This window comes from Prevotella sp. oral taxon 475, assembly GCF_018127805.1.
Lineage (GTDB): Bacteria > Bacteroidota > Bacteroidia > Bacteroidales > Bacteroidaceae > Prevotella.
Genome location: NZ_CP072334.1, coordinates 1,081,244 through 1,094,538 on the forward strand (window position 1 = coordinate 1,081,244; position 13,295 = coordinate 1,094,538).

At 51.4% G+C, this 13,295-nt stretch carries 8 protein-coding genes and 1 tRNA gene; all 9 read right to left on the reverse strand.

The genetic code is table 11. From position 1 onward, the window contains the following. Positions 1 to 610: 610 nt before the first annotated feature. Positions 611 to 757 (reverse strand): hypothetical protein, encoded by a 147-nt coding sequence (locus J5A66_RS04145; RefSeq protein WP_211791226.1) that lies wholly within the window; start codon positions 755 to 757, stop codon positions 611 to 613. 38 nt (positions 758 to 795) lie between these two features. Next, complete coding sequence (locus J5A66_RS04150) at positions 796 to 2,949, reverse strand: helix-turn-helix domain-containing protein (RefSeq protein WP_211791227.1); 2,154 nt, start codon at positions 2,947 to 2,949, stop codon at positions 796 to 798. 102 nt (positions 2,950 to 3,051) lie between these two features. Continuing rightward, positions 3,052 to 3,591, reverse strand: a complete 540-nt coding sequence (locus tag J5A66_RS04155) for a low molecular weight protein-tyrosine-phosphatase (RefSeq protein WP_211791228.1) — start codon at positions 3,589 to 3,591, stop codon at positions 3,052 to 3,054. 122 nt (positions 3,592 to 3,713) lie between these two features. Continuing rightward, positions 3,714 to 3,804, reverse strand: a tRNA-Ser gene (locus tag J5A66_RS04160). 67 nt (positions 3,805 to 3,871) lie between these two features. Further along, positions 3,872 to 4,459, reverse strand: coding sequence for a YigZ family protein (locus J5A66_RS04165; protein ID WP_211791229.1), 588 nt, complete (start codon positions 4,457 to 4,459; stop codon positions 3,872 to 3,874). A gap of 139 nt (positions 4,460 to 4,598) precedes the next feature. Beyond that, entirely contained in the window at positions 4,599 to 5,849 is a 1,251-nt protein-coding gene (locus J5A66_RS04170; RefSeq protein WP_211791230.1) for a DUF1015 domain-containing protein, read from the reverse strand. A 6-nt stretch (positions 5,850 to 5,855) separates the two neighbouring features. Further along, on the reverse strand, positions 5,856 to 6,773 hold the full coding sequence (locus J5A66_RS04175; protein ID WP_211791231.1) for an NAD(P)-dependent oxidoreductase: 918 nt from the start codon (positions 6,771 to 6,773) through the stop codon (positions 5,856 to 5,858). 96 nt (positions 6,774 to 6,869) lie between these two features. Then, the gene (serC, locus tag J5A66_RS04180; protein WP_211791232.1) at positions 6,870 to 7,937 is read right to left on the reverse strand and encodes a 3-phosphoserine/phosphohydroxythreonine transaminase; all 1,068 of its coding nucleotides are present in this window, start codon (positions 7,935 to 7,937) and stop codon (positions 6,870 to 6,872) included. Positions 7,938 to 8,559: 622 nt separating this feature from the next. After that, positions 8,560 to 12,990, reverse strand: coding sequence for a translocation/assembly module TamB domain-containing protein (locus J5A66_RS04185; RefSeq protein ID WP_211791233.1), 4,431 nt, complete (start codon positions 12,988 to 12,990; stop codon positions 8,560 to 8,562). Between the last annotated feature and the right edge of the window lie 305 nt (positions 12,991 to 13,295).

Below are 13,295 nucleotides of genomic sequence, written 5' to 3' on the forward strand. Positions count from 1 at the left end.
GGACATCTGTCATGCATAAAAATCATATTTACCACCTATTGGGGCATTGTGCGTAAACAACCCTGTAAGGGTTGGTCTGTTGGCAGGGCGGGGTTGGCGAGTGAAACGAGCCTACCCTGCCTGAGCGATACTCCCAATAACAACCCTAAAGGGGTTGGTCTGTTTTTATAGAAAATCCCTCTAACTCAGGAAGTCAAAAACAACCTTCCCACTCCCCTAACTTAAGGGGGTTAAATAGACCAAGACCTACGGCCTTGTTTTCTCTTTGCATGTCGTAGACAGGGTAGGCTCGTTTCACTCGCCAACCCTGCTCTACCAACAGACCAACCGCTACGCGGTAGACTGCATGCAACCCTCATTCACATCACAAGAGGTTATTTACTATGCATCGTGAGATTATCTCCCAGGCATTAAAATCGTATCTGTCACCTATTGGGAATGTTGTGCGTAAACAACCCCAACGGGGTTGGTCTGTTGGTAGGGTAGGGTTGGCGAGCGAAGCGAGTCTACCCTATCTAAGGAGTACTCACCAATAACAACCCTGTAGGGGTTGGTCTGTTTGAATTGGAAATTCCTCTAATTCAAAAAACTAAACGGTTTCCCATTTCTCTCATTTAGGGGGCTCGGAGAGACCAAGACCTACATCCTTGTTTTCTCTTTGCATGTCGTAGACAGAGTAGGCTCGCTTCGCTCGCCAACCTTGTTTTACCAACGGGTCAACCGTGATGCGGTTGTTTGTGTGAGGGATATTTGGCATTGTTTGCACTCCCTTTCCCTCTTCTCACTCCTTAACTCCTACTTTCCCCGATAGAAGTCGGCCAGGACGAGTTTGATGTCTTCGTAGCTGATGTCGGGTGCGACAGCGGCTTTCACCTCGCCGCTGTTTTTCTTTTCGTCGGGGTGGCGCAGGAGGAAACGGACGATTTCTTGGCGTTTCCGCTCGTCTACCAACTCTCGAACGTCCACCTCGCCTTGTGCCACATAGCGAACCAGATGCGAGGCGACGGTCGAGAGGGCCAGACCACGCTGGCGGGCTATGGCGGCAATGTCGAGCCCTTGGCGAAGGAGGGTGAGGCTGACCTGGTGCGTGTCTGCTTTTGGAGCCTTCTCCTTGCGTTCCTTACGGGGACGACGCGTCTCGGCGATGGGGTCTCCGAGGAGCAGACGGGTTTTGGTGGCGAGGTAATCGCCAACCTCGAACTGTGCCTTGGTTTGGCTCTCGTGCTTGAGTAGACCTATTTTCAGCCGTAGAGCTTCGTCAAGTTCGAGTTGTCGCTCGCGAAGGGTGGTTTTGAGAGAGGGGTTGTCGGTGGAGATGGAGGTTTTGCGGTGCAGGTCGGCCAGGGGAGCGAGTCGGGCACGGAAGTAGGTGGCGGCGGCTCGGATGCGTTCCGGCAGCGACTGGGCGGGCCTTTCGGCTGTGAGCATCGGCGCGTATTGGTGGCGGAACTTGGCGGAGACCATTACAAGTTCGTCTAACTGCGGGCGGACTTGTCGATATTCGGCCGCCAGACGGGGGAAGTTTCGATGGAAATGCTCGTCGACGAGGCGGGCCATCCGTTCGAAAGCTATTCCCAGGGGGCGGAAGTCGAAGAGTTCGTCGACGAGGCTGAGCCTATAGGCTTGTTCCATCTTCGAGAGCGTCTCCTGGGTGGGCTGATGGGCGGCAGCATAGGCGTTGAAGCGGCTCACCTTCTCGTCGCAGATCACAGCCTCGGCGTTGAGGGGAGCACTTAGGACGAGCCCCTCGAGCGTTCGGCAACGGCTCAGGGCCACGTAGGTCTGGCCGTGGGCGAAGGAGTGTTGCGCGTCGATGATGGCGCGGTCGAAGGTGAGGCCTTGACTCTTGTGAATCGTCACCGCCCAAGCCAGTCGTAGGGGGTATTGCCGAAAAATGCCTTCCACTTCTTCGCGAATCTCCTGCGTTTTTTTGTCGAGCACGTATCGGGCGTTGGTCCACTCCTCCCGGTCGAGTTCAATCTCTTCTCCATCGGCATTCTGCACGGTGATGCCACGAGGTGACAGTTCCGTCACCCGGCCCAGCATTCCGTTGTAGTAGCGGCCTTGCCCGGTGGTGTCATTCTTGACGAACATCACCTGCGCATGGCGTTTGAGGGTGAGCACTTCGTCGGTGGGGTAGGACTGTTCGGGAAACGTGCCTTCTACCTCGGCGCGGAAACTCGTGGACGGTAGCTCGATTTCGGAGAGTTTGGCCTCGTTTACTTGTTGCGCTTGATGGTTGTGGGTGGTGAGCCGGATGTAGCCCTCCTCTTCGGGCGGGTTGAAGTGGGGGATGACGCGGCGGTTGAGCTGCTGGAAGGTGTCGGCGTCGGCACGGTTCTCGCGGATGCGGTTCAGCAGATCGAGAAAGGCTGCATCGCTCTGCCGATAGACGGTTTTGAGTTCGATGGTGACGTATTCGGTTTGCCGCAGGGCGTTGCTCGAGAAGAAATAAGGCGAGTCGTAGTACTGACTCAGTAGGGCCCAGTCGGCATCTTTCACCACAGGGGGCAGCTGTTGGAGATCGCCGATGAGCAGTAGTTGCACACCACCGAAGGGTCGGCCGTGGTCGCGATAACGACGTAGCACGGTGTCGACGGCATCGAGCAGGTCGGCCCGAACCATACTGATTTCGTCGATCACCAGTAGGTCGGTGGTGCGGATGATGCGCTGCTTCTCCCGTCCGAACCGAAAGGTGCCCTCCGCCCGAAATGTGGTGTTGGGGATGTAGGGCGAAAACGGCAATTGAAAGAACGAATGGATGGTGACGCCACCTGCGTTGATGGCGGCGATGCCTGTAGGGGCAAGCACAATCATGCGTTTGGGCAGTTGCTCTTTGAGGGTGCGCAGAAAGGTGGTCTTGCCGGTTCCGGCTCTCCCGGTGAGAAAGACGTGTGTGCCGGTGTTCTTCACAAACTGCCAGGCAAGGTTCAATTCGGGGTTTTTCATTCCTGTGTGTAACTCTTTTTCGTCATTTTGGGAATCTTCGTAGGAGTACGACGGCTCGTTTTTTCTCTTTTCTATGTTTCGGGATGCTCCGATAGTTGTTTTTTAGTTTTTGGACGATCGGGAGAGTGTTTCGAGGAGATGGGCGGTGGCTTCTTCAATCAAGTCGAGTGCATAGTCGAAGTCGCGCTCGTCGCCGTAATAAGGGTCGGGGATGGCGCAGACATCTTTTCGGCGAACGAGATAACGGGCCAGTATCTCCACCTTCTTTGCATCCTCTGCTGTGCGAGCCTGGGCGGTGATGGCCCTGAGATTGTCGGCATCCATGACGAGAATGCGATCAAAACGGTCGAAATCGGCCGGCGAAAATTGTCGGGCTCTACTCTCAAAATGGTATCCGCGGCGACTTCCGCACTGTCGCATGCGCTTGTCGGGTAACTGTCCGGCGTGCCATCCTCCGATACCGGCAGAATCGATCTCGAAAAACTCTTCCTCTCCAGCCTTGCTCACCAGATGGCGCATCACGCCTTCGGCCGCCGGTGAACGACAGATGTTGCCTAGGCAAACGAAGAGCAAACGCTTCTTGATTCTTTTTCTCTCGGTTCTTTCCTCATAGACAGTCGTCTCGTTTCTTTGTGTCGTCATTGTGTCTCCTTTCGTTGTCGTCTTATTTTTTTTGTGTTGAAAATGTGGCTTGATGGCGTTTGAGAATGTCTTCCTGAAACGCAATGGCACGAAAAAGGGGCAACACCTCAATGGTGTGCCCCTGGCGGAAGATGAGGGATTCAAACCCCCGATACCCGAAAGGGGTATACCGGATTTCGAGTCCAGCGCATTCGATCACTCTGCCAATCTTCCTTTCTGCGTGCAAAGGTAATCATTAATTTGAAAAAACGGCAGGCTTCGGTCGAATAATTCGTAAAAGCTACCCCTCGAACGAGATTTTGTCGAGTTTGCTGCGCAGCAAAAAGGCTTTTGAACGGGCGATGGAGAGGACGATTTCGCAGGTGTTGTCATAGTGCATGTCTACGATTCTTGCGCCCATCTCTCTGGCTGTGCGCATCACTTTATTCATCAGCGGGTAGACGAAAGTGTGAACAACGGTTTCTTCTACGGTCTTTTTCACCTTCGAGGCGTTCTCAATGGCCAGTGCCGCTGCAGTTCGGTAGGCTGAGATGAGTCCGCCCGTCCCGAGATTCACCCCCCCGTAATAGCGCACCACCACGACGAGAATGTCGGTCAGTTCGTTGCTGTTGATTTGTCCGAGAATAGGTTTCCCTGCCGTACTGCTGGGCTCGCCGTCGTCGTTGGCCCTGAAATCCTGACGCTCGGCCCCCAAAACGTATGCGTAACATACGTGTCGGGCATCGTAATATTTCTTTCTGTAATCCGCAATGAGGTCTTTCACCTGCTCTACCGATGCTGCCGGATGCGCAAAGGCCAAAAACTTACTCCGTTTCTCAGAGTAAATCCCCTCGCCGATGCTGTCTATTGTCTCGTACTCATCGTTCATTCTTTTTCCTTTTTACATGAAAGAAGTGGTCTCTATTTGAAAAGATAGAGACCACTGTCTGTCTTGTTTGCGAAGCGACAACGTTATTAAGGCTGCCTGTTCTCCGCGTTCATTTCATCTTACAGATGATGAAAAGAGGCTATTCGCCCAGTTTGTGAATCACTAAACCAGACCGGAGCTTCGGCTCGAACCAAGTAGCTTTAGGCGGCATGATTTTTCCGCTGTCGGCAATGTCCATAATCTGCTTCATCGAGACAGGATAAAGAGCCAATGCCATTTTCATTTCTCCACTGTCTACGCGTGCTTTCAGTTCTTCCAATCCGCGGATTCCGCCAACGAAGTCGATGCGTTTGTCAGTCCGTAAATCTTTTATATTCAGGATTTCGTCGAGAATCAGTCTGCTGGAGATGTCTACATCGAGCACGCCGATGGGATCGGAATCGTCGTAAACACCCTTCTTGGCTGTCAAGCTGTACCACGTACCGCCTAAGTAGAGTGAGAAATTGTGCAGAGCCTCAGGATGATATATTTCCGTTCCCTTCTTTTCTACAATAAAATTCGTTGCGAGTTTCTCAAGGAACTCTTCCTCCGTTAGTCCGTTCAAGTCTTTCACCACCCGGTTATAGTCGAGAATGGTGAGCTGCGAAGCCTGGAAACAAACGGCCATAAAGTAGTTGTATTCCTCGTCTCCTCGATGATTCGGATTGGCTTTAGCCTTTTCTGCACCCACCAAAGCAGCAGCTGCCGACCGGTGATGTCCGTCTGCAATGTAGAGAGCGGGCATTTTGGCAAACTCGCGAGTGATGGTTTCGATATCGGCAGCGTCTGAGATGATCCAGAATTGGTGTCCGAATCCGTCGACAGGTGCAATGAAATCGTATTCCGGTGTGGAAGTAACATATTTCTTGATCAAGCTGTCGAGCACACTGTTGTCGGGGTAAGCGAAGAATACGGGTTCGATGTTGGCATCGCAAACCCGAACATGTTTCATTCGGTCTTCTTCCTTATCCTTGCGCGTGAGCTCATGTTTCTTGATCACACCATTGAGATAATCGTTCACAAACGCCCCTACGACAAGCCCATACTGGGTTTTTCCGTTCATCGTCTGCGCGTAGATGTAATAACAATCCTGCGTGTCTTGCTTAAGCCAGCCTTTCTCTTGAAACTTTCTGAAGTTGCCGGCGGCCTGTTCGTAAACTCTCGGATCATATTCGGAAGTGCCTGGTTCAAAGTCGATTTCTGGTTTGATGATGTGGTAAAGACTCATCTCATTGTCACCAGCCTCCGCACGTGCCTCTTCCGAACTCAGCACATCATACGGGCGGGATTCTACTTTTTCTACAAATTCTTTCGGGGGACGAATCCCTTTAAACGGTCTGATCGTTGCCATACACGGTTATTTGTTAACTTGAAACTTTGTACATCCGTCAGCAAAATAGGCATTGATTTGCTTTGCTGCGGCCAGTCCTGCATTGAAGTTTGCCTCTGCCGTCTGCGCGCCCATCTTCTTTGGCGTACTGAAATAGCGGCCTTCGAATTTAGCAAACTCAGCATCGGCATCGGGTTGGATGTCTGTAACAAATTTGAGGTCCTCTCGCTCAGCCATCAGTTTGAGCAATTCCGGTTCGTTAATGACCTCCTTGCGTGCCGTGTTAACAAGGATTCCGCCTTTGGGTAGCAAGTTAACGAGTTCGAAATTGATGCTCTGTTTCGTTTCGGGAGTAGCGGGAATGTGCAGACTTACGATGTCGCATTGTTCGAACAATGCTCGTTGGTTGGGCACAGCATGAACTCCGGCTTCCTCAATCACATGAGCCGGACAGAAAGCGTCGAAAGCATAGACCTCCATGCCAAAACCCTTGGCGATACGAGCTACGTTTCGGCCTACGTTTCCAAAAGCCAACAGACCCAGTTTCTTGCCCATCAGCTCAGAACCCGACTTGCCATTGTAGAAAGCCCGCACGACATATACCAACAAACCCAGCACGAGTTCTGCCACGGCATTTGCATTTTGTCCCGGGGTATTTTCTACGATGATGCCTTTCTTTTTGGCATATTCCGTATCGATAGAGTCGTAACCTGCTCCTGCGCGTACAATGATTTTCAGTTGATGTGCAGCATCGAGCACATCGGCTGTTATCTTATCGGAGCGCACGATCATCGCGTTCACGTCTTTTACTGCATCGAGAAGTTGCGACTTCTCTGTGTATTTTTCCAGCAGAACCACTTGGTGACCTGCGTTTTCAATCTCTTTTGTAATGGCCTTTACCGCTTTTGCAGCAAAGGGTTTTTCTGTTGCAACAAGTACTTTCATAAGGGAAACGTGTGTTTTGAAAGAGGAATGAAAAGGTATAGAGCCGACTGCTCGGCTCCACACCCTATTATATCACATTTTTTATCGAGGGAGTTCTCACTTTTTGGCTTCAAATTCTTTCATACAAGCCACAAGAGCTTCGGCTCCTTCAAGCGACATGGCGTTGTAGCAGCTGGCTCTGAAGCCACCCACAGAGCGGTGACCCTTGATGCCTACCATACCGCGTTCGGTTGCAAATTCCATAAAGGGTTTTTCCAATTCGGCATATTCTTCGTTCATCACGAAACAAATATTCATCAGCGAGCGGTCTTCTTCGCGCACTGTTCCCTTGAACAGCTTGTTTCTGTCGATTTCGGAATAGATGATTTCGGCCCGTTGTTTGGCTTTCTTATCCATCGCTTCTACGCCACCGCTCTTCTTGATCCACCGAAGTGTCTCTAAGGCAGAATAGATGGGTACGACAGGAGGGGTGTTGAACATAGAGCCTTTTTCAACATGTGTACGATAGTCGAGCATGGTTGGAATCTCGCGTGGGGCCCGGCCCAACTTGTCATCTTTCACGATGATAACGGTGACACCGGCCATCGCCAGATTCTTTTGGGCACCGGCATAGATGCAATCGTATTTGGAAACGTCTACCGAACGACTGAAAATATCTGACGACATATCGCCGATCAATGGTACGGGAGAATCCGGCTCGCGACGAATCTCGGTGCCATAGATGGTGTTATTGGTGGTGATATGGAAGTAATCGGCGTCAGTAGGGATAACATAGTCTTTGGGAATAAAGGTGTAGTTGGCATCTGCCGAAGAGGCCACCTCCACAGCTTCGCCATACAGCTTTGCCTCTTTCAGAGCTTTCTTTGCCCATACACCTGTGTTCAGATAGGCTGCTTTCTTGATAAGGAAGTTACAGGGCACCTGGGTGAACTGCAAGGAAGCACCGCCTCCAAGGAAAAGCACCGAGTAGCCTTCGGGTACATTCAGTAACTCTTTAATCAAGGCAACGGCTTCATCCAATACGGGCTGAAAATCTTTTGCTCGATGGCTGATTTCCATCAGAGAAAGGCCTGAACCATTGAAATCCAAAATTTGTTTCGCCGTGTTCTCAATCACTTCCCTTGGAAGAATCGACGGACCGGCATTAAAATTGTACTTCTTCATACACATGATATTTTAGTTAAACAAGTTCGTTTTTGTTTTCGGATAGTAAACATCGCGAAGATAGTTTTTTTTATTTGTACAGCCAAATTTTTTGTCGAATATTTTTATGAACAAGAGTTTGTTTGAGAGAGACAGGTGTATTAAAAAATAGAATATATGTTGAGATTGCTTGCAGAAGGGAGGTGGAACCCGGTGTGAATAAATCCTTGTTGTCGTTGTTTTTATAAAACGAATATCTTTTTGATAAATTGATTTTCTATCTGTTTGACCCTGCAAAACATTCCTTTCTCGGTTCGTTTGGGTCATTCTGCTTCATCAGGATGAGTGGGATTATTTTCTCACGCCTTGGTCTCTGTTTCCTAATGCTTTGATTTCGGTATGGCCATCTCTTAGCTTTTGCATCCTCATCTCTTAGCTTTTGCAGGTCATTTTCTTAGTTTTTGAAGTGCAAAAGCTAAGAGATGGAAAAGTGAGAAGGAAACCATTGGAAATCAGTTGAATAGCGTGGTGAGGATCATGTTTAAGTGGGAGTGGATTCAACGCTAAGCAAGAATGGACTTAACGCCTTGAATGAGTAGGAAAGATAAGGGGATGGGCGATCGTTTTCGGCTTGCCTATCTGATCATGTAGTTTTGTTTTTCTTTTGCAGAGTTCTTTTTCGGGTCCAGCCAAAGAGATCTCGCCAGCCGTTGAAGTCTTTTTTAAGGATCAGTCCGATGCCTTGAGTGTTGAGACTGTTTCGAGTGAAATATCGGTCGTTGGTTTGATTGTACATCTTGATGGCCATGCTTCCGCTGGGGAAGAGCAGGTAGCGGATGTCGAAATCGCCGATGAAACCGGTTGTAGCATTGGCATTGTCGCGGTAGCCGAACTGACTATTGATGAGCAAACGGTTGTTGAGCAGACGCCCGCTGAGGGTTCCTTCATACTCGGCGTTGTTCCATCCCTCGTCGCCTGTAGAGATGTTGGCTCCGAAGTTCCAGTTCGTGTTATTGATAACCGAGCCTAACACGTTGTTGAGCTGCTGACTGAGTGTGCTGCTCAGCAGACTTTGCATGGCAAGCGACGTTTGGCTCTGTGCGTTGGCATTGTCGAGGTCGGCATTATTGCGGCCTTGCGTATAGAAACGACCCACGGCCAGGAGGTAGAGCACTTGTTGGTTCATTTCCTCTTCGCCGTTGATCAGGCTGTAGATCATTTGTTTCACGTTGCTGTTCACGGTGGGCATGTCGAGGTCGAAGGCCACTTTGGGGGCTGCGGGCGTACCGGTGATGTTCATCAAACAGTTGACGCGGATGGTGTTGTTCGAAAAACTGCGACCGATGTTCAGGTCGGAGAGGCTCACGCCGTTAGCCGTATAAATGGCTTTTAGGTTGAGTGGAGCAGCATAGGGGTCACCTCCAAAGGCGATGGTACTGCCTTGTTCGAAAGAAAATTCTTTCTTGATGACGTTCTGAATGGTGAGTTTGTAGAGGCCATGATCGATGACGTAATTGCCAAAAAGGTCGAATGTGCCCTTATTATAATAGGTGGCGCGGAGCGTCCCGTTGCCGTTCAGGGTGATATAATCGCCCGTTTGCCGATCCATCATCAGTTTGATGGTAGCCTCGGGTGTACAATTCACCAAGAAGTTCAGGCGGATGTCAGTGGGAATATCCACCTCTTCCTCCTCCTCTTGGGCGGTTTCTTTATCGGGAGAAGAGGCGATGGAGGAAACGATGGGGGAGAGAGGAGAGGAGGCCCAGTGAATGAAGTGGTTGTTGTTGATGTTCTCCGGACTTGAAACGTTATAAACCAACGTAGAATTTCGTTCGGGTGTCGCGGTGATATCTATGTTCACCTCGCCGCTTTTCCCGGTAATGAGACATCGGCCGGTGGCGAAGACGGTTCCATAGAAAGTGTCTTCGCCGAAGTCTTTCGTGTCATAGACCAACAGTTTGCGGGCCTTGATGTCTAAGTCGTAAGAGAGATGGGTGAGATGTTTGTGCCGGATGAAACCTTTGAGAATGCCTGTGTTGCCGTGTCGGTCTTCAAACTCCTCGCCTTTGAGTTCTATTTCGTCGGGCCGCATGCGCACCACGGCGTTCTTGAGTTGGTAGGTGGTGTTGAGACTGCTGATGGTGAAGAAGCCGTTAGCGGTGAGTTGGCCCGTCAGATTGATGTGACTCAGTGGCCCCGAGAGCCTCACTTCGCCCGTGGCCTGGGCCTGGACGTCTTTCATAAAACTCTTGCAAAAACCCTCTAAGAATGCGATGTTGGTGTTGCTGGCACGGATGCCCAGGTCGATATAATTGTGTTTGGGTGAGACATAGCCGTTGATGAAGGTGTTTTTGATGGGGCCGTCGTTGGCAATGGCATCGATGTCGATTTGCCCTTTGAGGTTGTTGAATCGCACGTCGGCTGTGAGTGTTCCCATGTCTCCGCCTTCGAACCGGAAGTTTCTCACCTTCAGACGGGCATAAGCATCGGGAGTGGTAAACAGAGTCTTGACAATGGCGGTGCCTGTGGCCAGTCCGTCGAATTCAACCGAGTGGAAGTCTACCAAACCGAGAATGTAGTTTACATCTACGTCTTTGAGTTCTACGGCAACCGAATCCATTGGATTTTTTGTGGCCGCGCCGTCGATGATGATGTGTTGGTTGTTGTGACTCACGGCAAATTGGTGAAACACAAGATGGTTTTGTTGGTAGGTCAGCTCCGAGGCTCTCACCTTCCACACAGTGTCGCCCACCAGAATGTCGGATGGTTTCACAGCTACGTGTGCCGTAGACAGTCCTGCGGCATCTTTGAAGAAGGTGGTCTCCGTTTTGACTTCTCCTCGCAGCAACGGCTTTCGCCCGTTGTCGAAGGCGATGATGGAAGAGAGCTTGTTGTCGGCGGCGGCGGTTTGGAGGTCGAGGCGAAGCTTTTTCCCGTCGGTAGCACGTTTTTCGAGCTTTGCCGAGACGTTGAGCGTATCGTTGATGGTGATGATGCGCACGTCGCCACCTTCGAATCGATTGCCGTCGTAGGCAAAGCCGGGGGCCTGGAGCAGCAGATCGAGCGACCTTCCCGTGTCGCTCATCGAGCCTTTCAGCTGCAACGGGTGCGTCAGTTCTAAGGGGATGTTGAAGAGATGTTGCAGCCAGTCGGTGCGTTCGATGTGTGCGCTCACCGAGAAGTTATTCGTCTGTGCATCGGTGGTGTGTGGCAGGCCGGGCAACGTGGGCAGTTTGCTGCCAATCAGGTTGGTGATGCTCTGCGAAAGTGTGTTGTAGTCGTACTTACCCATCAACGAGAATTCTCCGAAATCGCTCGTTGCCGTCAGCGTGTGCAGATGATGGGTGTTGCTCACGTCAACGAATAGCCCCGAGAGTCGGTATTCGCCGCGTTCGGAGGTCATGGCGAAGTTGGTCAGTTCTATCTTTCCGTTGGCCGTGTTGAGACTTCGGCCAGTGATGTCAGCCAGGAGTTGAAAGCGGAATTGTGTGTTGGGCCACGTGTGTAAGAGCTTTAAGGCCGATGGGTTCAAGCTTCTTACGTCGGCCGTGAGTTTGGCATAGGGCTCGCGCGCCGAGAAGCACACCCGGCCATGGAGCAGGATGTCGGCGTTGGGGTCTTCGATTTGCAGTCGCCCGTCGGCGGTTTTGTCGTACCATTGCCCGTCCAGCGAGATGTTTTGATAGCTGTAGCCATTGTAGTCTATCCGTGAGATGAGACCTTTGGCCTGCACAGAGGGTTGAGCGTTGGCCGGTATTCGTCCGTCGAGGTCGATGCGTGTGGCGACGATTCCCAGGCGGGCATCGGCCAAAATCTTACCCACGTCGATGCCGCTGGTTTCGATTCGGCCCGAGAAAGCATCGCCGCGTTTGTGCACCGCAATCGAAGCCCGCCCCGCACTCGTTTTGACAAGACCTTTGGCGGTCACGTCCGATCCCTGTCCGCTTGCTTCTCCAAGGCAGTCGATGTTTCCCAGGCGGACGAGATGGGGCGGAAGATGGAAGTGGGCACCAAAGTTGTCGGCCAAAAAGCGGATGCCTTCATGGCTAAGTCGTAGTCGGTCTATCTTCGTACTCCAGCTGATTTTTGCCCCTCGACGACTGACAGATCCGTTGGTCAAGAGCGATGCGCCCCCACCAGCAGCATTGATCTCTAACAGCGGGATGCGCAACGAGTGGCTCGTGCCCGAGAAATGGGCCCGAAGATGCAGCGTCTTTGTCGACTTTCGCAGAGCCGGCACAAAGCAAGAGAGTTCTGAAAGGACGATGCGCGAGGGCTCGATGCCTCCGCTAAAGCGCAGCGATGGCAACCAGAGCTGCCCGTCGCGGATGCTGTAGGTGGCCGTGAGTGGGCCCAACTTGAGGCGTGTGGTGGGCAATTGTAGATAGACATCTTCCAGTTGGGCCGCTTTCCGGTTGGCCGTGAGATGGGCGGCAAACGAGCGCAGATGCAGCCCCGAGGCCTCGTTCAGGGCGATGTCGCGGATGTTGAGGTTCAGGCTGTCGTCGCTGAGGGCGTTGAGGATGAGGTGTGCGCTGATGTCGCGCAGGTCGAGGTGATGGGGTGAAAAGCGGTTGGAAGGTGGAACGTCCTGCCGGTCGTAGCGGATGCTGCCGCGGCGGATGATGAGGGTGTTGATCTTTAGGTCGATGGGTGTGTGCGTGGTGGTGTCTTTCGAGGCCAGTGAGTCCAGCAGAAATTGGAAATTGGCGGGTGTCTGCGCATTAGATTGGTAGAGCTTTGCCTTCAGTCCGAACAGCTGAGCCGAATAGATGTAGACCTTTCCGTTCAGCAAGGCAGCATAATCGAACTTGGCCGAGAGCCGCGCCGTGCGCAACATCTCTTTCTTTTGCTGGTCGAGGATCAGCACATCGTCGATGATGATGCGGTTGAGAAAGCCCAGGTTCACCCGTCCCACGGCAACGGTTGTGCCCAATTTCTTCGACAGAGCCTTGCCTACGCTGGCACCCACAAGGCCCTGTATGGCGGGGATGTGTAGCAGTACCACTATCGCCAGATAGAAGATGACCACCGTTATGAAAACTCCGTTGATGATGTGCCTTAACTTTCTCAAAAGCTTTGTTTTGCGTGCAAAATTACATCAAATAGGGCTGAAATGCTCATATTTGTCTTCACAATGTTTGTCTGTTTAAGAAAGTTTGCATACCTTTGCCGCCGTCTTCCTCTCTGTATAAGGTGTATGAATGTGGCAGAGGGGCAGAAAAACAAAAACAACAGTGCATATATAATAATGTATAGCGTGAGTGTAGATGGTCAAGGCAAAACGGCAGGACAGAAAAGCAAAAACTTTTCTGAAAATTTTATTGCCGATTATTTGGTTATTCCAAATAATTTGCTAACACACACACACACACACAC